Here is a 26235-nt window from a genome sequence, read left to right on the forward strand (position 1 = left end):
GATGTCCCGGCCCTGGGCGGCCACCCCCACCCCCCCCCCCCGCGCCCGCCCCCCCGGGCCGGCGGGCTGTGGCCGCCGCGGCCCCGCGCGCGCGCGGACACGGCCGGCGGCCCCGAGACATGGGCGCCGCCGGTTGGCATCCAGGCGGGGCTTCCGGCGGCCGCCGCCCTCGGCCCGGCCTCCTACTTCGCGGACTTCGCCACCCCGCATGGCCGCCGCCATGTCCGTGTGTGCACAGCGACGGCCTGCTTCGCGGCCGAGGCCGGACGTCATCTCACTGACGTCGAGGCCGCGTTGGGTGTCGCCGCCGGGGACGTCACAACTGATGGAGACAGATCACTCCAGGCTGTCCGCTGCCTGGGGTACTGCTACGCGGGCCCTGCCGCCCTCGACGGCGATGCGCCTCGCACGGGTCCGGCTCTGGCCGCCCAACTGGCCGGACGGGAACACCCGCGGGCGCCGGCGATCCCGGCGGCCGACGCCACCGGCGATCCCGTTCTGCTGGGTGGTGTGGTCTCCGATGAGGCCCCGTGGCAGGTGTGGCCGAGTGCGGTCATGTCTCGTGGTCCGGACGAGGTCCATCAGGAGGTGGCGGCGTCCGGGTTGCGCGGGCGTGGTGGCGCGGGGTTCCGCGTGGCCGCGAAGTGGGCCGCGGCGGGACGCGCCCCGGGCACCGTGGTGGTGGCCAACGGGGACGAGGGCGATCCCGGCTCCTACGCGGACCGGCTGCTGATGGAGGCCGACCCGGACCGGGTGCTGGAGGGACTGGCCCTGGCCTGTTTCGCCTGCGGAGCCCGCCGCGGCGTGGTGCTGGTCCGCTCCGAGTATCCGCACGCGCTGACCCGTATGAGGGAGGCGGTCGAGGGGGCGTATGCCGCCGGACACCTCGGCTCCCGCGTGCACGGAACAGATATCACGGTGGACGTTCAGGTGGTCCGGGGCGCCGGTTCCTATGTCACTGGTGAGGAGACGGCTCTGATCGCGAGCCTGGAGGGTGGCCGGGGATGTGCCCGTCCACGCCCGCCGTATCCGACCGAGCGCGGTCTGTGGGACGCGCCGACCGTGGTGAACAACGTCGAGACGCTGGCGGCTGTCCCGTGGATCGTCGCCCGTGGCGGCGGAGCGTACGCCCGGCGCGGGACCGCGCAGGAAACCGGAACGAAGCTGGTCTGTCTGTCCGAGCGGTTCGCCCGTCCGGGCGCGTACGAGGTCGAACTCGGCACCTCGGTGCGGCGCATCGTCACCGAGCTCGGCGGTGGCCTCAAAGATGGCGCGGAACTCGCCGCGCTCCAGGTGGGCGGCCCGCTGGGCGGCTTCCTCGCCGCCGACGCGCTGGACGTACCGCTGACCGAGGGGGAGCTGTCGGCCCGCGGTGCTGCCCTGGGTCATGCCGGTCTCGTCGCCTTCGACCGGAGGGTGACGCCGGAGGAGGTGCTGCGCCACATCTGGGAGTTCGCCGCCGCCGAGAGCTGCGGGGCGTGCTCGCCCTGCCGCGTGGGTTCGCGCCGGGGCCTGGAGCTGGTGGCCGCGCACGCTCCGCCGGGTCCGGCGTACGGGCGACTGTCAAGGGTCCTGGCCGAGGCGAGCCTGTGCGCCTTCGGCCGGCGGATCCCACCGGCGGTGCGCAGCCTGGCCCGTGCCTACGAAGGCCGCCTGCCGGGGTGGGACCAATGACCGGCGTCGAGGTCGACGGCGTCGCCGTCGAGGTCCCCGAGGGGGCCGCGCTGCTCGCGGCGGTGCGCGCGGCCCGGATCGAACTGCCCGCGCTCTGCCAGGACGACCGGCTTTCCCCGGCCGGGTCCTGCCGCACCTGCCTGGTGCGGGCCGACGGACGGATTGTGGCGGCCTGCGTCACACCGGCAATTCCGGGGGCCACGGTCGAGGCCGCCACGGACGACCTGCGGGCGCTGCGCCGGGACGCGGTGGAGGTCATCGTCTCGGCCCTGCCTCCCCGCGCCCTGGCGGAGGACGGCCGTAGCGAGCTGGCACACGCGTGCCGGTCGGTGGGCATCGGACCCGAGGCGGCGGCCGGCTCCGGAGGCCGGGGCGAGGACACCTCCCACCCCTATGTGCACCTCGACCGGGACCTGTGCATCGCCTGCGGACGGTGTGTGCGCATGTGCGCCGAGGTCCAGGGCACGTTCGCCCTGACCCTGGCCGGCCGGGGCGCCGAGACCGTGGTCGCCCCCGGCACCGGCGGGCCATGGGCCGAGTCGGACTGCGTGGCGTGCGGCGGCTGCGTCGACACCTGCCCCACCGGGGCGATCAGCGAGCCGGGCCCCGCGCGCGGCCTCACCACCGCGGTCCGCCCGGCGCTGCCGATGACCCGCACCACGTGCGGCTACTGCGGAGTGGGCTGCACCCTCGACGTGGCCACCGAGGACGGCCGGGTCACCGCCGTGCTGCCGGCCCGGGACGGGCCGGTCAACCGGGGGCACGCGTGCGTCAAGGGACGCTTCGCCCGCGGCTACCTCACCTCCCCCGAACGGCTCACCCAGCCCCTGCTGCGGCGCGCGGGCGGTCTGGAGCCGGTCGGCTGGGACGAGGCGCTCGCCCACATTGCCCGAGGACTGCGCGCGGCCACCCGCGCGGGCGGCCCCGACGCGGTGGCGGCCATCTCCTCCGCGCGTTCCACCAACGAGGAGAACTATCTCGTCCAGAAGTTCATGCGGGTCGTCATCGGCACCAACAACGTCGACAACTGCTCCCGGCTGTGCCACTCCCCGTCCGCCGCGGGCCTCACAGCCTCCTTCGGGCTCCCCGGCGGCACCGACACCTTCGACGACGTCGAGCGGTCCGACTGCCTGCTGGTCGTGGGCGCCAACCCCGTCGAGGCGCACCCCGTGGTCGGCGCGCGACTGCTGCGACGCGTACTCCGAGGGGCCCGTCTGGTCGTCGCCGATCCCCGCGCCGTCGGCCTGGCCCCGCACGCCGATGTGCATCTGCGCCCCCGCCCCGGCACCAACGTCGCCCTCTGCCACGGCCTCGCCCATGTCCTGCTCACGGAGGGGCTCGTCGATGAGGAGTTCCTGCGACACCGGGCCGCCGGGCTGCCGGAGCTGACCGACCTGCTGGCCGACTATCCGCCGGGCCGGGTCGCGGACCTGACCGGCGTGCCCGCCGCGGATCTCGTCGCGGCGGCCCGCCTCTACGGCCGCGCCGAGCGCCCCGCCATCGTCTACGGCCTGGGTGTCACCGAGCACCTCCACGGCACCGACGGCGTACGAGCCCTGGCCAATCTCGCCATCCTGCGCGGTGCCGTGGGCACCGGACGCGGCTTCGGGGTCAACCCACTTCGAGGTCAGAACAACGTCCAAGGCGCCTCCGACATGGGCGCCCTGCCCGATGTGCTGCCCGGCTACGGAAAGGTGACCGACCCCGCCGCGCGCGCACGGGCCGAGGAGGTCTGGGGCGTCACCCTCCCGCCTCACCCCGGCCTGCGGATCCCCGAGATGTTCGCGGCGGCACGGGCCGGACGGCTGGGGGCGCTGTGGGTCATCGGAGAGGACGTCTGCGCCACCGATCCCGACGCCAACCGGGTGGCGCGGGCCCTGGACGCCTGCCCGCTCGTCGTGTGCGACGAACTGTTCCTGTCCGAGACCGCCCGACACGCGGACGTCGTGCTGCCAGTCGCCTCCTGGCTGGAGAAGGACGGCACCTTCGTCAACTTCGACCGCAGATTCCAGCGGGTCCGCCCCGCCGTCGCGCCCCCGGGCCGCGCCCGCACCGACTTCGATGCGGTACGCGCCGTCGCCGCGGCCATGGGCACCGACCTGGGCTGTCCGGCCCCGGCGGACGCGCTCGCCGAGTGCGCCCGGCTCAGCCCCCATTTCGCCGGGCTGTCCCACCGGCGGCTGGACCGGGAAGGCGCCGTCCCCTGGCCCTGCCCGGACCCGCACCAACCGGGCCAGGCCACCTTGTACCGGGAACGATTCGCCACGGCCGACGGACGGGCCCACCTTGCCGCCACGCCCTATATGCTGCCGGGAGAGCAGCCGGACGACGACTATCCCCTCGTCATGGTGACGGGGCGGCGCTGGGCGCACTACAACTCCGGGTCCATGACCCGTCGTGGCGGCAATCTCACCCTCGACCCGGTCGACCGTCTCGACATTCACCCGGACGATGCCGTCAGGTACGGACTGAGGGACGGGGAACCGGTCCAGGTGGCCAGTCGGCACGGGCAGGCCCGCCTCATCGCGCGCATCGGCACCGAGACGGCACCCGGCCAGGTCTTCTGCTCGTTCCACTTCCCGGCCAGCGGGGTGAACCGCCTCACCTCCGACCACGCCGACACGGTCACCTCCTGCCCCGAGTACAAGGTCACGGCGGTGCGGCTGGCGTCGGACGGCCTCGGGTGACGGTCGGTCCGTTCGCGGCAGGAGGCGGCACACCGGCTGGGGGAGTACGGAGCCAACGTGGTCGCCCCGGGCTGGATTGTGACCTCGATCAAGGACCTGACCAAGCGCATGGAGTGGCTGGACAGCCTCGGTGTCCACAAGGCGAGGATGCGGGTCCGTGATGACAAGAACAAGGGCGAACACCGCTCGGACGCCACCGTCTACCGCATCCCCGCCGAGGACGTCACCGACTCCACGGCCTGAGCATCACGGGCAGCTACTTTGCCCCCCGGGTGGGGTGTCTGGGGCCAGATCAATGTGTCGTCGCGGACGGCGAGCCGACGCCGAGCATGGTGCGCATCTGGGTGATCTCGGCGGTCTGGGTGGTGATGATGGTGGTGGCCATCTTCTTGGCCGGGCCGTAGGCGCCGTGCTGTTGTTCGGTCTTTGCCATGTCGATGGCACCCTGGTGGTGCTTGATCATCATGGTGGGGAACATGGTGCCGAAGGCCTTTCCGGAGGCGTCCTGCAGTTGGTGCAACGGCGAAGACGATGAACAGCGCGGTGTTGAAGATCACCAGCGGCCACAGGCCATAAGCGGCGTCAGTCATCACTCTTCACCTCCCCGGTCCCTCCCTGCGAAAGGGCCAGGTCCGCACACCCACCCCGGGAATCCGGCCAGGAGCAGTGTGCCGATCAGCGTGTTCGCGGTCATCGTGACCCCGCAGCGGTCAGGAGCGGTCGTGGCCGCCTTGGTCCATGCCGCGCATCATCACCGCCATCATGGCCACGCACATGATGGCGATGACCAGGAAACCGGTGCTGAGGACGCCGGTGGCGACCAGGACGATCACGGCGATGATCATCGGGACGCAGCAGGCGAGCATCAGCCATCCGTGCTTGTTCCGCTTGTCCTGGCCGGGTGTGGTGTGGCGGGTGCTCATGTCCGGCTCCGTCGCGTTCGGGGCACGTGGCCGAGCTTGGCGTACAGCGGACAGTGCCCGGTCGCACCGGTGACCAGCAGGTCCAGCCCGGCCAGGAGCAGCAGCACCTTCAGGACGACGGCAAGCGCGCCGCCGGCGGCGGTGGCCAGGAGGACGATCGCGATGATGGTGGCGGCCAGGCCCATCAGGACGCGGCCCGCGCGCTCGGCGGGGCTGATGTTCACCGTGCGCCAGGCGAAGGTGCCGGGCCGGTGGGTGGTGGGTGCGGTCATGGTGACCTCCCGGTGGATGGGCACGGGTCGCGGGCGGGGCGGCCCGGTCAGGCAGATGGTGCGCCTGGTGGTGATCCTCGGAGGGTGGCCAGGCGGCGGTGGTATTCCTCTTCGTCGATCTCGCCGCGTGCGTACCGCTCGGCGAGGATCTGTTCGGGGCTGCCGGGCGGGGGCGTCTTGTGCCAGGCGGTGGGCCCGCCACCTGGCGAGGTGGGGCGGACCAGGGCCCGGTAGAGCAGGACGCCGATGGTGATGATCAGCGCCCAGAACACCACCATGCTGACGGACATCGCGAACCAGCCCCAGCCGTTCATGTCATGGCCGTACCAGAACATCATTCCCGCCTGACTTCCCCAGGCCAGCCGGGCTCAGGACACTCGGCCGGCCGTTGGTGAAGTTGTTCTTCCTGTTGTCATCGTCGCTCTGCCTCGCCGGGTGTGCTGGGGCCTGCCGGTCCCCGGCCAGTGAGCCGGTCAGCCCCTACCGGGTACCGGTGCCCGCGAGCAACGCTGGGAGGTAGGGGGGTGGGAAGGGAATCCTGCCATGAACGCCCTGGATCTGGTGGTCATCGCCGCCGCCGTTGTCCTGATCGCCGGGCTGGGCTGGTATTTCTTCGGGCCGCGCCGGGCCCGCACCGCAACGGTCGAGGGCGGGGTGCAGCGGGTGGGCATCACGGTGCGTGGCGGCTACAGCCCGAACGTCGTCCGGGTGCGCCAGGGCATGCCGGTGGAGCTGGTCTTCGACCGGCAGGAGTCCGGGGAGTGCACCGCGCGGGTGGTCTTCCCCGACCTGCGGGTCAGCGCGGGCCTGCCCGCCCACACGCGCACCACCGTGCGGCTGAGGCCCGACAAGGCCGGGTCCTTCGGGTTCGCCTGCGGGATGAACATGATCCACGGAACCCTGCTGGTCGATCCAGCCGCACCCCCGCAGGGCGGGCAGATCTCCACCGGCGGTGGCCAGGCGCCCCCCGCCACCGCCGCCAGGCCGACCGGCCCGCCACCGGAGGGTGAGAGCGCGGCGGGCGCGGAGGCGGCGGAGGCCGCCGAGCGGCGCGCGGAGATCGCGGACCTGACCCGGCGGGTCGCGGTGGGCGCCGCCCTGACGCTGCCGGTACTCATCGCGGTCATGGCGCATGAACTGTTCGGCGCTGCCTGGGTGCCGGGATGGTTGCTGAACCACTGGCTCCAGCTGGCGCTGATCACGCCCGTGATGTTCTTCACCGGCCGTCCGATCCACACCACCGGCTGGCTGGCCCTGCGGCACCGCTCGGCCGATATGAACTCCCTGATCACCCTGGGCACGACCGCCGCCTACGGCTACAGCCTGCTGGTGACCATAGCCCCCAGCCTGTTCCCGGCCGGGGTCCGCGCGGTGTACTACGAGGCGGTCGGGGTGATCCTCACCCTGATCCTGCTGGGCCGGCTGCTGGAGGCCCGGGCCAGGGCAGGCACCGGCGAGGCCATCCGGGCCCTGCTCGGGCTGCGGGCCCGCACCGCCCGCGTGATGCGGGATGGCACCCCGGTGGAGATCCCGGTCGACGACGTCGCTGTCGGCGATGAGCTGCTGATCCGCCCCGGGGAGAAGGTGCCGGTCGACGGCGAAGTTCTCTCCGGTTCCTCGGCGGTGGATGAATCCATGGTCACCGGTGAACCGATGCCGGTCACCAAACACCCCGGGGACACCGTCATCGGCGCCACGGTCAACGGCACCGGATCCTTGCGGGTGTGCGCGACGAAGGTCGGCGCGGAGACCATGCTGGCCCAGATCATCCGCCTGGTTCAGCAGGCCCAGGCGTCCAAAGCCCCGATCCAGCGGCTCGCCGACGCTGTCTCCGCCTACTTCGTCCCCGCCGTGATCGCCATCGCGGTCGCCACCTTCACCGTCTGGTTCACCCTCGGCCCCGCCCCGGCCCTGACCCTCGCCCTGGTCGCCGCCGTCGCCGTACTGATCATCGCCTGCCCCTGCGCGCTGGGCCTGGCCACCCCCCTGTCGGTCATGGTCGGCACCGGCAAAGGCGCACAGGCGGGCATCCTCATCCGCTCGGCCGAGGCCCTGGAGACCGCCCACAAGCTCGACACCATCGTGCTGGACAAGACCGGCACCGTCACCGCGGGCAAGCCCGTCCTCACCGACGTGCACCCGACCGACGGCTACGACGAGAGCACACTGCTGGCGCTCGTGGCGGCCACGGAGGAGATGAGCGAACACCCCCTCGCCACCGCGGTTGTGGCCGGCGCCCGGCAGCGGGGCCTGGACCTCCCGGCAGCCGACGCCTTCGACTCGGTCACCGGCAAAGGCGTCCGCGCCACCGCCGACGGCCACACCATCCTGGTCGGCACCGCCCGCCTGCTCCGCGACGCCCACATCAACACCGGCCCGCTCGATGGCGTCGCGGCCGACCTGTCGGCCCAGGGCAAGACCCCGGTGCTCGCCGCCGTCGACGGAGCACCCGCCGGGGTACTCGCCGTCGCCGACACCGTCAAAGACGACTCCACCGCCGCCATCGCAGCCCTCCAGCGGCTCGGCCTGGACGTCGTCATCATCACCGGTGACAACGCCCGCACCGGCGAAGCCATCGCCCGCCAGGTCGGCGTAACCCGGGTGCTGGCCGAGGTGCTGCCCGAGCACAAGGCCGACGAGATCCGCCGCTTGCAGGGCGAGGGGCGCATGGTCGGCATGGTCGGCGACGGCATCAACGACGCCCCCGCCCTGGCCGCCGCCGACGTCGGACTCGCCATCGGCACCGGCACCGACGTCGCCATCGAAGCCGCCGACACCACCCTCATCTCCGGCTCCCTCACCGGCGTCGTCACCGCCATCCGGCTCTCCCGGGCCACCATGCGCAACATCCGCCAGAACCTGTTCTTCGCCCTGATCTACAACGCCATCGGCGTCCCCGTAGCCGCCGGTGCCCTCTACCCCCTATGGGGCATCCACCTCAGCCCCGTCATCGCCGCCGCCGCCATGGCCCTGTCCTCCCTGTCCGTCGTCACCAACTCCAACCGCCTACGCCACTGGCACACCCACCCGACGCCACCCACCACACCCGCCCACACCGAGCCTCACCCGGAGTCCACCGGGCACCGCCTCCAGACCGCGAACGGCACCTGTGAAGGAGGCCCACCGTGATGACCACCGCCGACCACCACGCCATCCGGGAACCAGCACGGCCCGGATACACCGGTCACAAGCCCGACCAGCTGGCCCGGCTCCACAAGATCGAAGGCCAGACCCGCGGCATCACCCGCATGGTTGACGACGACCGGTACTGCATCGACGTACTCACCCAGATCAGCGCCGTCACCCACGCCCTGCACCAAGTAGCCCTCGGCCTCCTGGAAGACCACATACGTCACTGCGTCACCACCGCCGCCCGAGCGGACCCGGCCCACGCCGAGGACAAGCTCGGCGAACTCACCCTCGCGCTGCACCGCACGCTCCGACTGTGAACCAGCAGAAGTCGATGACACAACGATTGTCGGGCCCGTTTGGTGGGGTGAGGTGGGCCCAGCATGCCTAACTTCCCTTGAACCATGGAAGGGCCCTACCCAGCACCAGGCTTGCCCCCTCCTTCATGGAGCTGGCCACCGGCATCAGGTGCCGGAACTGGGACTCGATCAGGTCCCAGCCGATGACGTTCCTCCTTCGCCTTCGTCGCCATGCGCTTGCAGAACATGGTCACCAGGGCGTCGCGGACCCGCATCCTCATTTCTTGCGGACCGTTGCTGAGTCGCCGTACACGCTCGGCCTCCTTGGGATTCGGGCAACGTTGCTGCGTACGACAACAGTGGGCGGGAGCGAGGTGATTCCCGGGACATGCAACGGCAGGCAGCCTGCGTACTGGGAAGGGTGGCCGGATGACCAGCGCCCCAAGCCCGCGGCCGAGGCCGCCGCCGCGTTGATGAAGGCGATGACCCGGCTGCGGGCCCGGCTGCGCACCGAGTCGGCGCCGGACGATATGCAGTGGACCTGGTCGCAGCTGACCACGCTGGGCCGGGTCGTCGAGCTGGGTCCGGTCACGGCCAGCGAGCTGGCGCAGGCCGAGCATGTGCGCCGTCAGTCGATGGCCGAGACGCTCGCGGCTCTTCGCACCGGAGGTCTGGTCAGTACCGGCAAGGACCCCGACGACGGCCGTAAGACGCTCATCCACGCGACTCCAGAGGGGCGGGCGCTGATCGAGACCATCCCGGCTCCCGGGTGGCCTGGCTCGGTGGAGCGATCGAGGCTCATCTGCGGGCGGGCGAGCGGGAGACCCTGCTGAAGGCCGCGGCGATCATGAACCGCATCGTGGACAGCGACATGTGACGGGTCACATTCCTCTCCCCGGGTCACATTCCTCTCCCCGGGCCACATTCGTCTTCACCGGCCTCCTCGGTCTGATCAGCGCGTCCTTGATCAGAACACGTGATCAGGCCGAGGCCCGTCACGCCCCGGCGTGCGCCCACTCGGCCGCCTGCTCCCGGACGAATTCGGCGAAGGTGCGGGGCGGACGGCCGGTCAGGTCCAGCACCGCGGTGCTGACCTGGTCTTCCCGGCCAGCCCTGATGCTGTCTTCCACAGCGGCGAGGGCGGCGGCGAACTCGGCGGACATGCCTGCGGCCCGGTAATGAGCCGCCTGCTCGTCGGCCCCGATCGTCACCACTCGGACCGACCGCCCGGTGCGGGCGTTGATGATCGCCGCCGCGTCCTGGTAGCTCAAGACCTTCGGCCCGGTGAGCAGGTAGTCGCGCCGGTCGCCGGGCTCGATGTCGGGGTCGGCCAGCAGGGCTGAGGCGGCCGCCGCGATGTCCCGCGCGTCGATCCAGCCCACTCGGCCGTCACCGGCGGCGGTGCGGATCTCGCCGTGCCGCCGGATCCGCTCGCCAAGCGGGTGTGGGCTCAGGAAGTTCTGCATGAACCCGGACGCGCGCAGCACGGCCCACTCGGGCCGGGCCCGCACCCGCGCGGCCAGCTCCAGCGCGCCGGGCGCGTTCGGCAGCACGATGGCGGAGCCGAGGAGCACCACCCGGCGCACGCCGAGGCGTTGCGCCTCGGCCAGGAACGGCCCGACCGACGGCATCGGATCCACGCTCTCCACCGGAGGCACCAGGAAGACCCGGTCCATCCCGCGCAACGCGGCCGGATGGGTGGCCGGGTCGTCCCAGTCGAACCGGACCGCGTCAGGATCGCCGACGGACGGGTTGCGGCTGGCCACCCGGACCGGCACTCCGTTGTCTCGCAGCAAGTCCACCAGCGCGCTCCCGGTCTTCCCGGTGCCGCCGGTTACCAGCACGCCCGTCATCCGGTGGCTCCGGAGCGCAGCGAGTCGAGCAGCTCGGGCAGTGTCCCGGCCGCCTCGGCGACGGCCAGCGGGTTCCAGTAGTCCCGGTAGTGGCTGATCAGACCGTCCTGGACGGTGATCACCGCGATGTAGTCCAGCTGATAGGGCTCTCCGGTGCGCACCGTGTGCCCGTTCCCGGTGAACTCCACCACGATGGTCTCCGGCCGTTCCGTGTGGTGCACGGTGACCGCGGGAATCTCGCGCACGTCTATCAGCTCCGGGAGGGCGGCCATATAGCCGCGGACCTCTTCCCGCCCGGCCAGTCGGCGCGGTGAGCTTCCCGTGGCGAACGGGAACTCGGCGGTGCCGTCTTCCGCCCACAGGTCGGCGACGGCGTCCGTGTCCTTGGCCAGCATCCGATCCAGCAGCCGACGGAACGCTTCTTCGGGAGTGCTCGGCACGATGTCCTCCAGTGTTCGAGGAGAGTGTTCGACGAGGTGTGACCGGTCCACACTGGACGCGGACCCGCCGCCGGGGAACGGACGGCTGAGCCCCGGACCACCAGTCCGTGGCTATGCCGGGCACCTCGTGCCACCATCGCGGGGTGAGCAGAGGCGAACTGGCTGACTTCCTGCGCCGCCGACGGGAGGCACTGCGCCCGGACCAGGTGCCGGCCACCGTCACCCATCCGCCGGGCCGGCGCGCCCGGCGCACTCCCGGGCTGCGCCGCGAAGAGGTGGCCGATCTGGCCGGGGTGTCGGTCAACTACTACGAACGGCTGGAGCAGGCCCGCGCGCCGCGTCCGTCCCCGCAGGTGCTGGCCGCGCTGGGTACGGCGCTGCGGCTCACCGTCGCGGAGCGCGAGCACCTGGCGCGGCTGGCCGGGCAGGTCCCGCCCGGCACGGACGCCGACCGGGGGCCGGTGCCCGGCGAAGCGCACCGGCTGCTGGACCGGCTCGGGCCGATCCCCGCCTACCTGCTCGACGAGCGGCAGTCCATCGTGGCCTGGAACGACGCGGCAGTCGCGTTGATCATGGATTTCGGGCTGCTGCCCGTCGAGGAGCGCAACATCGTGCGGCTGTCCATCCGGCTGTGCGAAGTCCTCTGGTCGGCACCGGCGGGCACGGAAGGTGAGTTCGCCCGGCAGGTCGCGGCTCAGCTCCGCGCGGCCAGTGCGCGTTATCCGACGGACCGTGCGCTCGGTGAGCTGATCAACGAGTTCGCCGCGCACAGCCCGGACTTCGCCGCCGGCTGGCGCGACCACGATGTGCGCCCCATAGCGACGCTGCGCAAGTACGTGTGCCACCCCGAGCTGGGCAAGCTGGAGCTGGACTGCCAGACCCTGCTACTGCCGGGCACCGACCTGCGGCTGGTGATGTACACCGCGGAACCGGGCAGTCCGAGTGCCGCCGCACTCGCCCGGCTCGGAGCCCGCAGCGAGTGACCCCAGCTCACCGGCGGTGGCAGCCTCAGGTAGCGGTGGCAGCCTCGGATAAATGACAAGCGTATGTCCAGCAGCTCGGGCATCGTCCCAGCTCATAAGAGGTCAGCGATGTAACCGGGCATCAAGTCCAGGGTGGCCAGCCGGTGGAAGTCCGGTCCGGGGAGACGCCAGGGTCCCCGGTAGCTGACTCCCGGCGTCGCTCGAAAGGGTGGCGTCGAAGTGGAGTGACAAGCACCCGTTAGGGGGTGTGCAACCGGCCAGTCCGCAACATGAAGTGAAGCCTGCAGCGTCGTCATTTATGCCCGCCGTGAGGCGGGACCAAGGAGGAGCCGAGCCTGTGCTTGTTCGGCGAAGGCCATGGAAGGCGATCTTGGGCCTGGAGCGGTCGCCGAAGAACCTCCCGGTGTAAGGGGCGTGGAATGGTCGGACGGTTGTCCTGGGAACTGGAGAGAGCCTCCTTGACCCCGCGAATTGCGGTGCGGGAAGCGTGGCTCGCCTATAACCGGCGGAACCGGGAAGTGGCGGGCTGTCGAGAGGCAGTCGGAGGGGGTCGTAGTAGTGGTGATCGGCGGGACAACACAACCCGTTGGGAGCGAAGGGCCCCTGCTTCATCGATGCGAGTCGCGAACAGGGAGGCCCGGATGAGTGCCGTTTCGGCTAGGTCCATCCGCCGGGAGGAAGGCGCCGCGAGACCGGGCGGTCGTCCTCTGGACAAGGTCCGAGCCTTGCAGCGGACGCTCTGCCGCTGTGCCAAACAAGAACCCGAACGCCGGTTTCATGCCCTGTATAGCCATGTCCACCGCATGGACGTTCTTCGGCGGGCGTGGGCCGGTGTGTGTGCGAACCGGGGAGCCCCCGGCGTGGACGGCGTGACCGTCGACGCGGTGGCGGCCTCGGGGGTGGACGCATTCCTTCAGGAACTGTCGGAGAAGCTGCCCGTTGCTGGCCAACATCGCTCTCCATGTCCTCGACGAGGTATGGCAGGACGAGGGCCACCGGTGGGGGTGCTGGTGAGGTACCGCGACGACTTCGTGGTCCTGTCACCGACCAGACAGCGGGCCGAGCAAGCCCGGCTGCTGGCGGCGCGAGTGCTGGAACGGCTCGGGATGCGGTTGCACCCGGAGAAATCCGGCACCATCTGCCTCACCGGGGGCGTGCAGGGCTTCGAGTTCCTCGGCTTCCACCATCGGAAAGTGGAGTCGTGGAAGTGGCGGGGCAAGTACTACTTGCAGCGGTGGCCCTCGGCCAGAGCGATGCGGGTGCTGCGGGACAAAGTCCGTGCAGCCACCGTGATTTCGAAGGCTGAACGGCCGCTGTCCGCTGTGGTCGCCGACCTCAACCCCGTGCTGCGAGGCTGGGGAGCGTACTTCCGAAACGGGAACTCCGGACGGAAGTTCAACGCGGTCGACGGCTACGTCCACGAACGGCTGGCGATCCTCGCCAGTCGAAAACACGGCCTGCGGGGCCGGAACTGGGCCACCCGTTTCACCTACGGGTGGATCACCCAGCTCCGCGTCCATCGCCTTACCGGAACCGTACGCAGGGCGACGGCGCATGCCAGTCGGTGAACGATGTCGGAAAGCCGTATGCGGGAGAACCGCACGTACGGTTTGAAGCGGCGGGGGCTGGAAACGGAGCGGAAGCCACCGCGCCAGTCCCCGACCCTACTCAGGCCGTTTCGCTCAGTGTCCGCAGAGCGTCGGCGTCGATGACCTACGCCTGATGCGGGAAGACCTTCTCGGTCAGGACGCGGTGCACCTCGGGGTCGGGGTCGGCGGTCGCGGGAGGTGCGGTGGGCGTCCCGGCGATCGGCGATTTGCGCGGGATGCCTGACAAACCATAGCGGGGAGCCTGTGAGCCTGCCTATCTCCGTCGCGGGTGGATGGGGAGGTGGGAAGACGCCTTCCGGGGTGTCAACCCCGACCAACGTCAGGGGTCTGACCTGGCCGTTTGTCAGAGGTGGCGGGTCGTCGCCGTTTCTACGGTCACTGGCCATGGATGCAAGGACGCGATACGGCTTCGGCCGTCGACTGCTGCTCTCGGTGGCGCTGTGTGCCGCCGGGGCGGGAGCGGTGATGTGGCTGTCGCCCGGTGGGCTGGGCGACGCGGATCGGGTGGAGGTCGCGGGAGGCGCCTCGGTGTCGGTGTACCGGGCCGTGGCCGACGCGGTGGCCGGGGCACCCTCGTGGGCCGGGTCGCTGCTGGAGATGGCCACCGGGGGCACGCTGGTGGCGCTGGGGGTGCTTCTGCTGTGGACGGGGTGGTCGGCCTTTCGGCGCGGGGACGCCTCCGGCGTGGCCGGGGCCGTGCTCACCGGGATCGGCACCGTGGCCGCCTACGCGGTGAGCGAGGCGGTGAAGCTGGTGGTGGACGAGGAGCGGCCGTGCCGGGCGGTCCGGGGAGTCGTGGCGGTGGCGGAGTGTCCCCAGCCGGGGGACTGGTCGTTTCCGAGCAACCACGCCACCCTCGCCACCGGGATCGCGGTCGGGCTGACGCTGCTCAGACCCCGTCTCGCCGCCGTGGCGCTGCCGTTGGCGGGGATGGTGGCGCTGCTGCGGGTGGCGGTGGGGGTGCACTATCCGCACGATGTGGCCGCCGGTGCGCTGATGGGCGCCGCCGTGGTGGCGGCGACGCTGGTCGTGGCGGGTCCTCCGGCCGTACGGGCGGTGTCAGCGCTGTTCGGGCGACCGGGGCGGAAGGATTCCGGCCTCGTGGGCGACCACGGCGGCGGCCGCCCGGTTCTCCACGCCCAGCCGGGCGAGGATCGAGCTCACATGGGCTTTGACCGTCCCCTCGACGACATGCAGCCGGCGGGCGATCCGACCGTTGGACAGCCCGCCGCCGAGCAGGGCCAGCACCTCCCGCTCCCGGGTGGTCAGGGCGTCGACCCGCGCGCGGGCGGCGGTGCGGCGGTCGGCCAGGGCCCCCGCGCCACCGGACGCCAGATGCGCCACGACGCGGGCCGCGACCTTCGGTGACAGATAGGCGGCGCCGTCGGCCACCGCGCGCACCCCCGCGATCAGGTCCTCCGGTTCACCGGACTTGATGAGGAAGCCCATGGCGCCGCCGCCCAGTGCCTGGAGGATGTAGTCGTCCTCGCCGAAGGTGGTCAGCATGATGACACCGGTGGCCGGGGCCGTCCGGTGGATCTCGCGGGCGGCCTCGATACCGCCGGTGCCGGGCATCCGGATGTCCAGCACCGCCACCCGCGGCCGGTGGCGGTGCACCAGCTCCACCGCCTGGTGGCCGTCGCCCGCCTCGGCGACCACGGTGATGTCCGGATCGGTGGCGAGCACGGCCCGGATGCCCGCGCGGATCATCGGCTCGTCGTCGGCGATCAGGACCCGGATCATCGGACGCCCTTCCCGGTGAAGGCGTCGGCGGACACCAGGGCGCCGTGGCGGAAGCACAGCCGGTAGACGTCCCCGGAGCGGTCGTCGAAGGGGTCGGCCGTCATCGCGTAGTACTCGCAGACGATGTCCGGCCCCCTCGGTTCGGCGGCCGTCGGCCGGTGGCCGCTCTGGCGCTCCGGCAGATAGCGCGCGATCCGGTCGCGGTCCTGTCCGATGCGCAGCCGGGCGTAGTCGTCCGGGGCCAGCACCGACTCCCGGGCCTTCAGCGTGTCCCACACCCGCAGCGCCCCGATCAGCAGGGCCCCCGCGACCAGGGGCACCATCAGGGCCGCGAGCAGGGTGCGGCCCAGCCGGCGGCGGGCGCGCCGGTGGTCATCCGCCACCGGGGCATCCGGGGCGTGGGGTGCGTCCGGCCGCCGGGTGGTGGTGCGGGGAAACGTGGCGCGGACGGCGAAACCGCCCTCCTCCGGGCCGTACCCGAAGGTGCCCCCGGCCAGTCCGACGCGCTCGTCCAGGCCGATCAGGCCGAAGCCCTCGCCGCCGGAGCGGACGGGAGCGGCGGCGGACGCGGGGCCGTTCACCACCCGGACCCCGGTCTCCTCGGCCGTATGCCGGACGTGGACGGTCGCCTCCGCGCCGGGTGCGTGCTTGGCCACGTTGGTCAGCGCCTCCTGCACCACACGGCACACGGCTCGTGCCACGTCCGGCGGCGGCTCGCCGGGCTCGCCGTCGATCCGCAGCCGGACCGCGAGACCCGACGCCGACGCCCGCTCGACCAGCTCCGCCACACCCGCGCCGCCCGGCTCCGGCGGCGCTCCGTCCGGCTCCTGGCGCAGCATGCCGATCACCTCGCCGAGGCGGTCCACGGCGGCCGCCGCCCTGGCTCTGATGTCCCGGGCGGCCTCCCGGTGGCCGTTCGTCAGGCCGGGCGCCAGCTTGAGGGCCCCGGCCGAGAGGGCGATCAGGCTGAGTTCGTGGCCGAGCGCATCGTGCATGTCCCGCGCGATACGAGCCCGCTCCCGCAGCCGGGCCTGCTCGGCGATCAGCCGCTGCTCGCGCTCCAGCCGCGCGGCCCGCTCCCACCCCGCCCGGACCAACTCCCGGTACTGACGGCAGAACCGCCCCACGAACCACGGCAGGACGACCGCCCCCGCCACCACCGCCACGAAGCGGTCGGCCCAGGTGATCCAGGACGGCACCACGGCGACCGCCACCACCGCGCCCGCCACGATCCCGATCAGCCCCACCGCCGTGGACCGCGTCCGCCCGGGGCCGCCACCCCGCCGCGGACGCGCACAGCACCGTGGGCACCACCCACCACAGGCTGACCACGCTCAACCCGGCGGCGGCGATGGTGGCCGCCAGTGGCAGGTGTCCGGCCCAGGACGCCCACGGGCGGGCGCCGGATCCGGTCGTGTGTGTCTGTGTCGTCATGTCCCCCACCCGCGTGATCAGCCGACTCGCAGAGGTGACCTTACGAAGCCGGGGGACCGGCGGACACTGCCGAAAGACCAATCCGCGCATCGCGCACACCGCATGGCATCCGGCCGACGCCCAGGAGACGCATGCTGGTTATAGGGGAGGGAGCGGGGGAACCCGACTCATGCGGTCGGCGATCAACACGATCATCAGCTGTCGGCCGCCACCGACCGAGGGGGCGGAAGGAGAGGAAGACACCATGCCCGCAGGATCCAGCCGTAAGCGTGAACGGCAGTACGAGCACATCAAGGAAAGCGCCGAGCAGCGCGGCGCGTCCACCGGCCGGGCGAAGGAAATGGCCGCCCGTACGGTCAACAAGGAGCGCGCCCGCGCGGGCGAGTCCAGGTCCGCAAGCAGGACCTCGACCCAGGACCCGAAGTCCGCGCCGCAGCGTGGCGGCCAGCGCTCCGGCAGCCGGACGGGTCCCAAGGGCCCGACGCGCGACCAGCTGTACAACGAGGCCAAGCAGCGCGGCATCGAGGGCCGCTCCAACATGACCAAGGACCAGCTGGCCAAGGCTCTGGGCCGCTGACCCGGACACCGCCGCCCCCGCACGCCTGACCACCGCTACACGCCTGACCACCGCACCAGGGCCGGGACATAGGGTGGCCTGATGCAGGAGCGGTACCGGACGGTCGCGCGCGAGGGCGTGCACGAGACCGAGATCAACAGATCGCGCTTCCTCTGCACGCTCGCGCCCGCCGCGACCGAGCAGGAGGCGCAGGACGTCATCCAGCGGGTCAGGAAGGAGCACCCAACCGCCACCCACAACTGCTTCGCCTATGTCATCGGCGCGGACGGCGGTGTGCAGAAGGCGAGTGACGACGGGGAGCCGGGCGGTACGGCCGGGGTGCCGATGCTGCAGATGCTGCTGCGCCGCGAGATCCGGTACGCGGTGGCCGTCGTCACCCGCTACTACGGGGGCGTGAAGCTCGGCGCGGGCGGTCTGATCCGGGCCTACGGCGGCGCGGTCGGCGAGGCGCTCGACGCGCTGGGAACCGTCACCCGGCAGCGGTTCCGGCTGGTGACCGTCACCGTGGACCACCAGCGGGCCGGAAAGCTGGAGAACGACCTGCGGGCGACGGGCCGGGCGGTCCGGGAGGTGCGCTACGCCGAGGCCGTGACGATCGAGCTCGGGCTGCCCGACGCGGATGTGGACGCCTTCCGCGACTGGCTGGCGGACACCACCGCGGGCACCGCCGCACTGGAGCTCGGCGGCGAGGCGTACCAGGACGCGTAAGGACGGCCTGGGCTTGAGGACCGCCTGAACTTACGCCGGTGAGCGCACCGAGGGCGGGGACGGAGTGGACTCCGGTGTGCTCCGGTCGCTCCGGACTCTCCGGGGCAGGCCGATTCTGGACGGGCGCCCCTGGGACGCCCGGGGCGCGGGCCGCAGCCGGATCGCGGCGTCGAGACCGCCACCGGGCGCCCGGGCCAAGGTGGCCTCCCCGCCGCTCGCATGGGCGAGCCGCTGCACCAGCGACAGACCCAGACCGGTGCCGCCCTTCGGGGCATCGGGGGCGCGCCAGAAGCGGTCGAAGGCGCGGCGCCGCTGATCGGCGGTCATGCCGGGCCCCTCGTCGATGACATGCAGCTCGATCCAGGCGGGCCGGGCCGGGAGCTGGCGGCGGTCGGCGGCCGAACAGCGCAGCACCAAGGTGACGGTGGAGCCCAGGGGCGTGGCACGCAGCGCGTTGGAGAGCAGATTGTCCAGGATCTGCTCGATGGCCCCGGGCACCGCGAGCGCCTGGCCGACCCGGTCGCCGAGCAGGGCGAGACGGGCCCTGTGCCGATCGAAGAGCGGGCTCCAGGTGCGCAGGCGCTCGGCGCACACCTGGTCCAGGTCGACCGGTTCGGGGGTGACGGCGCTCTCCTCCAGCCGCGCCATCGCCAGCAGCCCCTCGACCATCCGGGCCAGCCGGTCGGTCTCGGTCATCGCGGCGCTGAGACCGTCCCGGGCGTGCCCCGTCAGCTCCGCCTCCAGGTTGTCCAGCCGCAGCCGCAGCGCCGCCAGCGGCGTCTTGAGCTGGTGGGACGCCTCGGCGGCGAAGGCGCGTTGGGAGGCCAGCAGATGCTCCAGCCGGGCGGCGGTCTGGTTGAAGGTGGCGGCGAGGCTGCGCACCTCGGGCGGGCCGGAGGTCACGGGCGCGGGCGTGGTGAACCGGCCGTCGGCCAGTCGGTGCGCGAACCGCTCCAGCTCCAGGATGGGGCGGCTGGCCCAGCGGGCGAAGACCAGCCCCACGGCGGCGACGGCCGTGAGGATCGCGAGCCCGCCCACGGCCAGCAGCAACCAGATCCGGTGGACCCGGGCCTCCACGGCGTCGGTCGGCATGGTGAGGCGCACCGCGCCCTGCAGCTCGTCGCCGTGGACGACGGGTGCGGCGACCGAGAGATAGCGGACGCCGCCGATGGTGGAGGTCCGGACGTCGATCGCGTCCCGGCCGCGCAGCGCGGCGGCGATCTCGGGGCGCGACACCAGGTTCCGCGACTCCGTGGCGGACAGCGGATGCGAGGTCGCCAGCAGCCGGCCGTCGTCGCCGACGATGACCACCCTGCCCCGGATGCGCTCGGCGCAGTGCCGGGCCCGGTTCGGCAGCTCGCGCTGCTCCCGGCCCGCCATGATGGACAGCGAGGCGAACGCGGACACCGACTCGGCCTCGTCCTCCGCCGAGGAGATGACCTGCTCTCGCTCGGCTCTGCCGTAGACATAGCCGAGCGGTATGCCCAGGCTCAGCAGGGTCAGCACGGCGAGGCTCAGATATCCGAGCAGCAGACGTCGGGTCACGGCCGGGCGGCCTCCGGAACCCCCGAAGCGATCCCCGCCGGGACGCCCGAGTGGACGGCCAGACGGAAGCCGACCCCGCGCAGGGTCTGGATCCAGGCCGGGTCGCCCAGCTTGCGGCGCAGGGTGGCGACGTGCACGTCCAGGGTCTTGGTCGGCCCGTGGAAGTGGGGGTCCCAGACGCGGTCGAGGATCTGCTGGCGCGAGTACACGGCGCCGGGGTCCTCGGTGAGCAGGGCCAGCAGCTCGAACTCCTTGGGAGTGAGGCTGACGGGTGCGCCGCCCACCCACACCTGACGCGTCCGGCGGTCCACGACCAGCGGCTCCTGCTCCCGGGGCGGCGGCTGGGCGGCGGCCGGCGGGGTGACGGCGGGGGCGGCCGGCGGGGTGACGGCGGGGGCCGGTGCGGTGGGAGCGGTGGGCCCCGTGGCGGTGGCGGTGGCGGTGCGTTGGGAACGCCTTGTCACCGCGCGGATCCGGGCGATCAGCTCCCGCATGCTGAACGGCTTCGCCAAGTAGTCGTCCGCGCCCAGCTCCAGCCCCAGGACCCGGTCGGCCTCCTCGCCCCGCGCGGTGAGCATGATGATCGGCACATCGGACACCTGCCGGATACCGCGGCAGACGTCGATGCCGTCCATGTCCGGCAGTCCCAGGTCGAGCAGAACGATGTCCCCGTACGGCCCCTCCAGCCCGGCTGCCCCCGTGCTGACATGACCCACCATCAGTCCATACCGCCCCAGTCCCTCGACGAGGGGCTCGGCGATCGTCTCGTCATCCTCGATGAGTAGCGCTCGTACGGTCATGGGGACCTGTGTACCGCAATACCGGAATGGCTTCCTGGTTTTTGTAATGTTGCGAGCGCGGAACCGAATATTGGAGAAGAACTTGTCATGCTCTAGTGTTCGTTTAGCCTTCGCCTGGTACGGCCCTCCCTACGGTGATTCGCATCTGGTCCAACCACCCGTCAGGGAGGCACGATGAGGACTCCGTGCGAATACCGGAAACTGGCCAACGGGCAATTTCCAGAATTCCAGCCGCGCAACGCGGGCAAGGAACTCGATCTCGATAACGACGATGACGTCCGGGCGTACTCATGACGAGCGGACGACATGCCCGTGGCCGGATACAGCCGGTTCCATCGCCGTCGTACGACATCGACGAGGTGTTCCCGCCGGAAGGGGCGCGCGACGCCCGGTCGACGCAACCGATGCCCGCATATGCGCCCGCCGCTGGAACCGTAAGAGAAACGGCCGAGGCTCCTGGCTTCCATAAGGCCGACGGCGGGGCGGGGGACACCTCCGAAGGCAAGGGCAAGGGCAGGGGCAAGGGCAGGGGCAAGGGCAAGGGCAAGAGCAAGGGCGAGGTAAAAGGCAAGGTTGGGGGAAAGACTGGCGGGACCGTCCAGGGGGTCGATCTCGGCACCGAGATCACCGCTTCCCTGGTCGTCTTCCTCGTGGCCCTGCCCCTGTGCATCGGTGTCGCCGTCGCCTCCGGTACCCCGGCCGAACTCGGCATTATCACCGGTGTCGTCGGCGGGCTGGTGGTCGGTATGACCCGGGGCAGCGCCCTCCAGGTCAGTGGGCCCGCCGCCGGGCTCACCGCACTTGTCGCGGAGACCGTCGAGGCCCATGGCATCGCCATGCTCGGGGTGATCGTGCTGATGTCCGGGCTGCTCCAGATCGGCCTGGGGATGATCCGGCTGGGCCGTATGTTCCAGGCCATCTCCATCGCCGTCGTCCAGGGCATGCTCGCCGGGATCGGGCTGCCGCTGATGTTCAGCCAGTCGTATCCGCTGGCCGATGCCACGGCCCCCGGTACGGCCATCGAGAACATCCTGGGCTTCCCCGCGCATGTCCTCGGCACCTTCACGAACGCGCAGACGGCGATCGCCGCGCTGCTCGGCATCGCCACGGTCGTCCTCAGCTTCGTCTGGAAGAAGGTGCCGGGGCCGGTCAGCAGGATCCCCGCCGCCCTGGTCGCCGTGGCCATCGGCGTCGTGATCGCCGCGCTGCCCGGTGTGGAGGTGAAGACCCTTCAGGTCGGCGATCTGCTGTCCGCGGTCCAGGTGCCCGGCCCGGAGCAGTTCGCGGGGCTCGCCGATCCCGCGGTGCTCACCGCCGTCATCACCTTCACCGTCATCGCCTCGGCGGAGAGCCTGTTCACGGCCGCCGCGGTGGACCGGATGCACGACGGTCCGCGCACCCGCTACAACACCGAGCTGATCGCCCAGGGCGCGGGCAACACCGTCTGCGGCGTCCTCGGCGCGCTGCCCATGACCGCCGTCGTCGCCCGCAGCTCGGCCAATGTGCAGGCCGGGGCCAAGACCCGGCTCTCCCGCACCCTGCACGGCCTGTGGCTGCTGGCCTTCGCGCTGCTGCTGCCGAGCGTTCTCGCCCTGATCCCGGTCGCGGTGCTGGCGGGTGTGCTGGTGCACAGCGGCTGGAAGCTGCTCGCCCCCGAGCAGTTCCCGAAGATGTGGCGCCAGGACCGCGGTGAGTTCGTGGTGATGGCCGTCACCACGGGCACGATCGTCGCCACCGCGCTGCTGGAGGGGGTGCTGGTCGGGCTCGCTGCCGGGATCGTCCTGGCGGCGCTGCGGATGTCGCGGACCTCCATCGAGCACCGGGTCGAGGGCGACACCGCCAAGCTGGTCATGACCGGCAACGCCACGTTTCTGCGGCTGCCCAAGGTGATCGACGCGCTGGAGGCGGTGGGGTCGGCGGGGACGCCGCGGATCCGGTTGGACCTGATGGGGGTGACCCATCTGGACCACGCCTGCCGCAGCCAGATCGAGGAGTTCGTGGAGCAGAAGCGGGCGTCGGGCGCCGTACGGGTGGAATTGCTGTTGCCCGACCTTCCGAGGCCGGGATCGGGGCCGGGATCGGGGCCGAGGCCAAAGCCGAGGCGAAAGCCCAGGCCCGAGTCCTCGCCCGAATCCCCGCCGGCGGCCGCGTCCTCGCCCGTGTCCTCGCCCGCGTCCCCGTCGTGGCCGCCGCCGCAGCCGCATGAGCGGTCCTCGTCCGGTGCGCTGTACGACGCGTTCTACGGCCCGTCACAGCCGGGCCCGTCCGCGGAGTGGTACTACCTCGACACCCGCCCCTTCGAAGGTCTCCAGGACTCCGAGGACGCGCGGTGGAGGGACCACCACGGCTAGCCACGGGTGGGAAATACGAGGTCCGTGAGAGACCGGGCACCGACCGCGGCTAACGTGGTCGGTGCCCGCACCGCGTACACGCCGCGGGTGTGATGCAGGCCACTGGGGTGGGAGGAAGGTCAGAAGTGCAGGTCGGAGACCGCTTGTGAGAATTCTGCACACCTCCGACTGGCACCTCGGACGGTCCTTTCACCGGGTCAGCCTCCTTGCCGCGCAGCGGGAGTTCATCGACCACCTCGTCACGACCGTGCGCGAGTGCCGCATTGACGCGGTGGTCGTCGCGGGCGACATCTACGACCGCGCCGTGCCGCCGCTCGCCGCCGTCGAGCTCTTCGACGACGCCCTGCACCGGCTCGCGGACCTCGGGGTGCCGACGGTCATGATCTCCGGCAACCATGACTCGGCCCGCCGTCTCGGCGTCGGCGCCGGGCTGATCGACCGGGCCGGGATCCATCTGCGCACCGACCCCGCCGGCTGCGCCACGCCCGTCGTCCTCTCCGACGACCACGGCGAGGTGGCCTTCTACGGTCTGCCGTATCTCGAACCGGGTCTGGTGCGGGAGGAGTTGGGCGCCTCGGCGGCCGGTCATACGGCGGTGCTGGGCGCCGCCATGGACCGGGTGCGCGCCGACCTCGCCACCCGGCTGTCCGGCACCCGGTCCGTCGTCCTCGCGCACGCCTTCGTCACCGGTGGCGCGGTCAGCGACAGCGAGCGGGACATCACGGTCGGCGGCGTCGCCTCCGTACCCGCCGAGGTCTTCGACGGCGTCGACTACGCGGCACTCGGCCATCTGCACGGCTGTCAGACCATCACCGAGCGCATCCGCTACTCGGGCTCCCCGCTCGCGTACTCCTTCTCCGAGACGGCGCACCGCAAGTCCATGTGGGTGGTGGAGCTGGGGGCGGCGGGCGAGGTGCCGTCGTGCGAACGGGTGGAGTGCCCGGTGCCCCGGCCGCTGGCCCGGATCCGTGGCCGGATCGAGGAGTTGCTCGCCGATCCGGACCTCGATCGCCACGAGGAGGCGTGGATCGAGGCCACGCTGACCGACGCGGTGCGGCCGCATGAGCCGATGGCCCGGCTGGCGCGGCGCTTCCCCCATGTGCTCACGCTGGTCTTCGACCCCGAGCGGCCCCCCGAGGATCCGCTCGCCTCGTACGCACAGCGGCTGCGCGGCCGCTCGGACCGGCAGATCGCGGAGGACTTCGTGGCCCATGTGCGGGGCGGCCGCGGCCCGGACGAGGCGGAGCGCGCGCTGCTCGGCGACGCGCTGGAGACGGTGAGGAGCGAGGCGCACGAGGGCGTCGTGCCCGGCGAGGAGAACGGCGCGGGGGCGACGACGGCGGGTGCCGTGACCGCGGGGGCGACCGCGGGGGAGGCGGCACGATGAGGCTGCACCGGCTCGCCGTGACGGCCTTCGGGCCGTTCGGCGCCACCCAGGAGATCGACTTCGGTGAGCTGTCCGCCGCCGGGCTCTTCCTGCTGCACGGGCCGACCGGCGCCGGTAAGACGTCCGTCCTGGACGCGGTCTGCTACGCGCTGTACGGCCAGGTGCCCGGCGCCCGCCAGGGCAGCGGGCTCTCGCTGCGCAGCGACCACGCCGAGCCGCTGACCCCGACCGAGGTCGTTCTCGAATTCACCGTCGGGGAGCGGCGCCTGGAGATCACCCGGCGCCCCGAGCAGCCGCGCCCCAAGAAGCGGGGCACCGGGATGACGCGGGAGAAGGCGCAGACCCTGCTCCGCGAGTACGCCTCGCCGACATCCTCGACCAGCGCGGAGGCGGGGAAGTGGAAGGCCCTCAGCCGCTCGCACCAGGAGATCGGCGAGGAGATCGCGCAGCTGCTCGGCATGAGCCGGGAGCAGTTCTGCCAGGTGGTGCTGTTGCCGCAGGGCGACTTCGCGCGCTTTCTGCGCGCGGACGAGCTGGCGCGCGGCAAGCTGCTGGGCAAGCTGTTCGACACCGGCCGCTTCGCCGCCGTCGAGGAACGGCTGGCGGAGCAGCGGCGGGCGGCGGAGAAGCGCGTCGCGGCCGGGGACGAGCGGCTGCTCGCGCTCGCCCACCGCATGGCGCAGGCGGCGGGCCGCACCACGGAGCCGGACGGCCATCCGCTGCCCGAGCTGACCCCCGGTGAGCCGGGGCTGGCCGACGCCGTCCTGGAGTGGGCCGCCATCGCGCGCTCGGGCGCGCGCGAGCGGCAGGACATCGCGCTGTCCGCCGTACGAGCCGCCGAGGCGGCCCATGACGCCGCCCGGCGGACCGCCGACGCGACCCGCGAACGGGCCGAACTCCAGCGCCGCCACGCCGAGGCCCGCCGCCGGGCGGACGATCTCGAACGGCAGCGACCCGACCACGACCGCCTGCACGAGCTGCTGGAACGCGCCCGCGCCGCCGACGCCGTGGTCCCCGCACTCGACCTCCGCACCGCCGCTGCCCGCGACCACCACACCGCCGAATCCACCGAACACCAGGCCCGTACCCGCCTGTCCGCCGAACCCGGCCTGGCGGCCATGACCCTCGCGCCGATCCCGGACATCCCCGACCAACGCACCCCCGCCGGGCCGACCGCTTCGCCCGGTGCACCCCTGCCCGCACAGGCCACCGCGTCCCCGGAGGAGCCCGCCCCGCACGCGGCTGCGGAAGGTGTGTGGGCCGGGCCGGCTCCCGACGAGGACGCCACGGACGACATGCCGCGCCGGGCGTCGTCCGGTGAAGCGGGGACGTCGGCCTCCGTCGACCCCGGCCCGCAGGAACGCCTCATGGCACAGACGGTCGGGGACGGCCGTAACGGAACGGACGCGTCGCGCCCCGACGCGGCGGGGCGGGTCGCGCCCGAGGCGAGTCGTGGCGGAGCGGCTCCGGGCCCGGTCGGTGCGTACGGCGAGCGGGACCGGAGGGCCGGGGCGCAGGGCGTTGACACCTCGGTGGAGCTCGCCGAAGCCGATGCCGAGTGGCTGGGACAGGTTGAGCGGCGGGTGCGGGAGGAATTGGGGGCGTTGGGGGCCGCGCGGCGGGGGGAGGCTCGGGCGGAGGCCGTCGTCCGTGAGATCGCCGCGCTCGAGCGGGAGGCCCGCGCCGACGACGAGGCGGTCGAGGAGGCCGCCGAGTGGCTCGCCGGGTGGGAGGAGACCCACCGGGCGTATCAGCGGCGGGTCGAGGCGGCGCAGGAGGCCGTCGCCCGGGCCGAGCACCACGGCGGGCGGATCTAGCCC

At 72.2% G+C, this 26235-nt stretch carries 23 protein-coding genes and 2 pseudogenes; 14 read left to right on the plus strand and 11 right to left on the minus strand.

Annotated elements, in window-relative coordinates; genetic code table 11:
- Nucleotides 1-12 precede the first annotated feature (12 nt).
- The 3 genes from ACFXB5_RS23250 to ACFXB5_RS23260 are packed head-to-tail and all read left to right on the plus strand — an operon-like array spanning nucleotide 13 to nucleotide 4604.
- Nucleotides 13-1674: an NAD(P)H-dependent oxidoreductase subunit E gene (locus ACFXB5_RS23250; protein ID WP_385211036.1), complete on the plus strand. Its 1662-nt coding sequence runs from the start codon at nucleotides 13-15 to the stop codon at nucleotides 1672-1674.
- A complete protein-coding gene (fdhF, locus tag ACFXB5_RS23255; RefSeq protein ID WP_385210974.1) occupies nucleotides 1671-4361 on the plus strand; it encodes a formate dehydrogenase subunit alpha in 2691 nt (896 codons plus the stop codon). The genes ACFXB5_RS23250 and fdhF overlap by 4 nt, the downstream gene beginning before the upstream one ends.
- A 57-nt stretch (nucleotides 4362-4418) precedes the next feature.
- Nucleotides 4419-4604, plus strand: a complete 186-nt coding sequence (locus tag ACFXB5_RS23260; RefSeq protein ID WP_385210977.1) for a hypothetical protein — start codon at nucleotides 4419-4421, stop codon at nucleotides 4602-4604.
- A gap of 49 nt (nucleotides 4605-4653) precedes the next feature.
- On the opposite strand, the pseudogene ACFXB5_RS23265 reads toward ACFXB5_RS23260, so the two are convergent.
- The 4 genes and pseudogenes from ACFXB5_RS23265 to ACFXB5_RS23280 form a co-directional block, all read right to left on the minus strand.
- Nucleotides 4654-4893 (minus strand): annotated as a pseudogene (locus ACFXB5_RS23265) (DUF305 domain-containing protein); the annotation flags it as partial.
- Nucleotides 4894-5071: 178 nt separating this feature from the next.
- Complete coding sequence (locus tag ACFXB5_RS23270) at nucleotides 5072-5284, minus strand: hypothetical protein (protein ID WP_385210980.1); 213 nt, start codon at nucleotides 5282-5284, stop codon at nucleotides 5072-5074.
- Nucleotides 5281-5556 carry a YgaP-like transmembrane domain gene (locus ACFXB5_RS23275; RefSeq protein WP_385210983.1) on the minus strand — a complete coding sequence of 92 codons (276 nt, stop codon included), beginning with the start codon at nucleotides 5554-5556 and terminating at the stop codon, nucleotides 5281-5283. The genes ACFXB5_RS23270 and ACFXB5_RS23275 overlap by 4 nt, the downstream gene beginning before the upstream one ends.
- Nucleotides 5557-5603: 47 nt before the next feature.
- Nucleotides 5604-5894 (minus strand): SHOCT domain-containing protein, encoded by a 291-nt coding sequence (locus ACFXB5_RS23280; protein WP_385210986.1) that lies wholly within the window; start codon nucleotides 5892-5894, stop codon nucleotides 5604-5606.
- A gap of 205 nt (nucleotides 5895-6099) precedes the next feature.
- Here ACFXB5_RS23280 and ACFXB5_RS23285 point away from each other — a divergent pair, with 205 nt between their 5' ends.
- From ACFXB5_RS23285 to ACFXB5_RS23295, 3 genes are all read left to right on the plus strand, one after another.
- Nucleotides 6100-8685: a heavy metal translocating P-type ATPase gene (locus ACFXB5_RS23285; protein ID WP_385210989.1), complete on the plus strand. Its 2586-nt coding sequence runs from the start codon at nucleotides 6100-6102 to the stop codon at nucleotides 8683-8685.
- Nucleotides 8685-9005 carry a metal-sensitive transcriptional regulator gene (locus ACFXB5_RS23290; RefSeq protein ID WP_385210992.1) on the plus strand — a complete coding sequence of 107 codons (321 nt, stop codon included), beginning with the start codon at nucleotides 8685-8687 and terminating at the stop codon, nucleotides 9003-9005. The genes ACFXB5_RS23285 and ACFXB5_RS23290 overlap by 1 nt, the downstream gene beginning before the upstream one ends.
- Before the next feature lie 353 nt (nucleotides 9006-9358).
- Complete coding sequence (locus ACFXB5_RS23295) at nucleotides 9359-9817, plus strand: MarR family winged helix-turn-helix transcriptional regulator (RefSeq protein WP_385210995.1); 459 nt, start codon at nucleotides 9359-9361, stop codon at nucleotides 9815-9817.
- A gap of 162 nt (nucleotides 9818-9979) precedes the next feature.
- On the opposite strand, the gene ACFXB5_RS23300 is transcribed toward ACFXB5_RS23295, so the two are convergent.
- Both ACFXB5_RS23300 and ACFXB5_RS23305 read right to left on the minus strand, forming a co-directional pair.
- Nucleotides 9980-10837, minus strand: a complete 858-nt coding sequence (locus ACFXB5_RS23300; protein ID WP_385210998.1) for an NAD(P)H-binding protein — start codon at nucleotides 10835-10837, stop codon at nucleotides 9980-9982.
- Nucleotides 10834-11280, minus strand: a complete 447-nt coding sequence (locus tag ACFXB5_RS23305) for a nuclear transport factor 2 family protein (RefSeq protein WP_385211039.1) — start codon at nucleotides 11278-11280, stop codon at nucleotides 10834-10836. The genes ACFXB5_RS23300 and ACFXB5_RS23305 overlap by 4 nt, the downstream gene beginning before the upstream one ends.
- A 140-nt stretch (nucleotides 11281-11420) precedes the next feature.
- On the opposite strand from ACFXB5_RS23305, the gene ACFXB5_RS23310 reads away from it, so the two are divergent.
- The gene (locus ACFXB5_RS23310) at nucleotides 11421-12260 is read left to right on the plus strand and encodes a helix-turn-helix transcriptional regulator (protein ID WP_385211001.1); all 840 of its coding nucleotides are present in this window, start codon (nucleotides 11421-11423) and stop codon (nucleotides 12258-12260) included.
- Between the two features lie 977 nt (nucleotides 12261-13237).
- A complete protein-coding gene (locus ACFXB5_RS23315; protein ID WP_385211003.1) occupies nucleotides 13238-13828 on the plus strand; it encodes a group II intron maturase-specific domain-containing protein in 591 nt (196 codons plus the stop codon).
- Nucleotides 13829-13973: 145 nt separating this feature from the next.
- Here ACFXB5_RS23315 and ACFXB5_RS23320 read toward each other — a convergent pair whose 3' ends face one another.
- Entirely contained in the window at nucleotides 13974-14096 is a 123-nt protein-coding gene (locus ACFXB5_RS23320) for a hypothetical protein (protein WP_385211006.1), read from the minus strand.
- A gap of 371 nt (nucleotides 14097-14467) precedes the next feature.
- On the opposite strand from ACFXB5_RS23320, the pseudogene ACFXB5_RS23325 reads away from it, so the two are divergent.
- A pseudogene (locus ACFXB5_RS23325) lies at nucleotides 14468-14839 on the plus strand (phosphatase PAP2 family protein); the annotation flags it as partial.
- Nucleotides 14840-14929: 90 nt separating this feature from the next.
- Here ACFXB5_RS23325 and ACFXB5_RS23330 read toward each other — a convergent pair.
- Together ACFXB5_RS23330 and ACFXB5_RS23335 are read right to left on the minus strand one after the other, a co-directional pair.
- Entirely contained in the window at nucleotides 14930-15613 is a 684-nt protein-coding gene (locus ACFXB5_RS23330) for a response regulator (RefSeq protein WP_385211009.1), read from the minus strand.
- Nucleotides 15610-16860 carry a sensor histidine kinase gene (locus tag ACFXB5_RS23335; protein ID WP_385211012.1) on the minus strand — a complete coding sequence of 417 codons (1251 nt, stop codon included), beginning with the start codon at nucleotides 16858-16860 and terminating at the stop codon, nucleotides 15610-15612. Before ACFXB5_RS23335 ends, ACFXB5_RS23330 begins: the two co-directional genes overlap by 4 nt.
- 431 nt (nucleotides 16861-17291) lie before the next feature.
- Between ACFXB5_RS23335 and ACFXB5_RS23340 the strand changes: the two genes are divergently transcribed.
- The gene (locus ACFXB5_RS23340; protein WP_201848507.1) at nucleotides 17292-17624 is read left to right on the plus strand and encodes a plasmid stabilization protein; all 333 of its coding nucleotides are present in this window, start codon (nucleotides 17292-17294) and stop codon (nucleotides 17622-17624) included.
- 81 nt (nucleotides 17625-17705) lie between these two features.
- Nucleotides 17706-18332 (plus strand): YigZ family protein, encoded by a 627-nt coding sequence (locus ACFXB5_RS23345; protein ID WP_385211016.1) that lies wholly within the window; start codon nucleotides 17706-17708, stop codon nucleotides 18330-18332.
- 30 nt (nucleotides 18333-18362) lie between these two features.
- On the opposite strand, the gene ACFXB5_RS23350 is transcribed toward ACFXB5_RS23345, so the two are convergent.
- Nucleotides 18363-19877, minus strand: a complete 1515-nt coding sequence (locus tag ACFXB5_RS23350) for a sensor histidine kinase (protein ID WP_385211019.1) — start codon at nucleotides 19875-19877, stop codon at nucleotides 18363-18365.
- Nucleotides 19874-20677 (minus strand): response regulator transcription factor, encoded by an 804-nt coding sequence (locus ACFXB5_RS23355; protein WP_385211022.1) that lies wholly within the window; start codon nucleotides 20675-20677, stop codon nucleotides 19874-19876. The genes ACFXB5_RS23350 and ACFXB5_RS23355 overlap by 4 nt, the downstream gene beginning before the upstream one ends.
- Before the next feature lie 290 nt (nucleotides 20678-20967).
- On the opposite strand from ACFXB5_RS23355, the gene ACFXB5_RS23360 reads away from it, so the two are divergent.
- The 3 genes from ACFXB5_RS23360 (at nucleotide 20968) to ACFXB5_RS23370 (ending at nucleotide 26232) form a co-directional block, all read left to right on the plus strand.
- Entirely contained in the window at nucleotides 20968-23028 is a 2061-nt protein-coding gene (locus tag ACFXB5_RS23360; protein ID WP_385211025.1) for a SulP family inorganic anion transporter, read from the plus strand.
- A 145-nt stretch (nucleotides 23029-23173) separates the two neighbouring features.
- Complete coding sequence (locus tag ACFXB5_RS23365) at nucleotides 23174-24415, plus strand: exonuclease SbcCD subunit D (RefSeq protein ID WP_385211028.1); 1242 nt, start codon at nucleotides 23174-23176, stop codon at nucleotides 24413-24415.
- Nucleotides 24412-26232 (plus strand): AAA family ATPase, encoded by a 1821-nt coding sequence (locus tag ACFXB5_RS23370; protein WP_385211031.1) that lies wholly within the window; start codon nucleotides 24412-24414, stop codon nucleotides 26230-26232. The genes ACFXB5_RS23365 and ACFXB5_RS23370 overlap by 4 nt, the downstream gene beginning before the upstream one ends.
- Nucleotides 26233-26235: the final 3 nt, after the last annotated feature.

Origin of the sequence: Streptomyces sp. NPDC059455 (assembly GCF_042750115.1) — a bacterium.
Taxonomy (GTDB): domain Bacteria; phylum Actinomycetota; class Actinomycetes; order Streptomycetales; family Streptomycetaceae; genus Streptomyces; species Streptomyces endocoffeicus.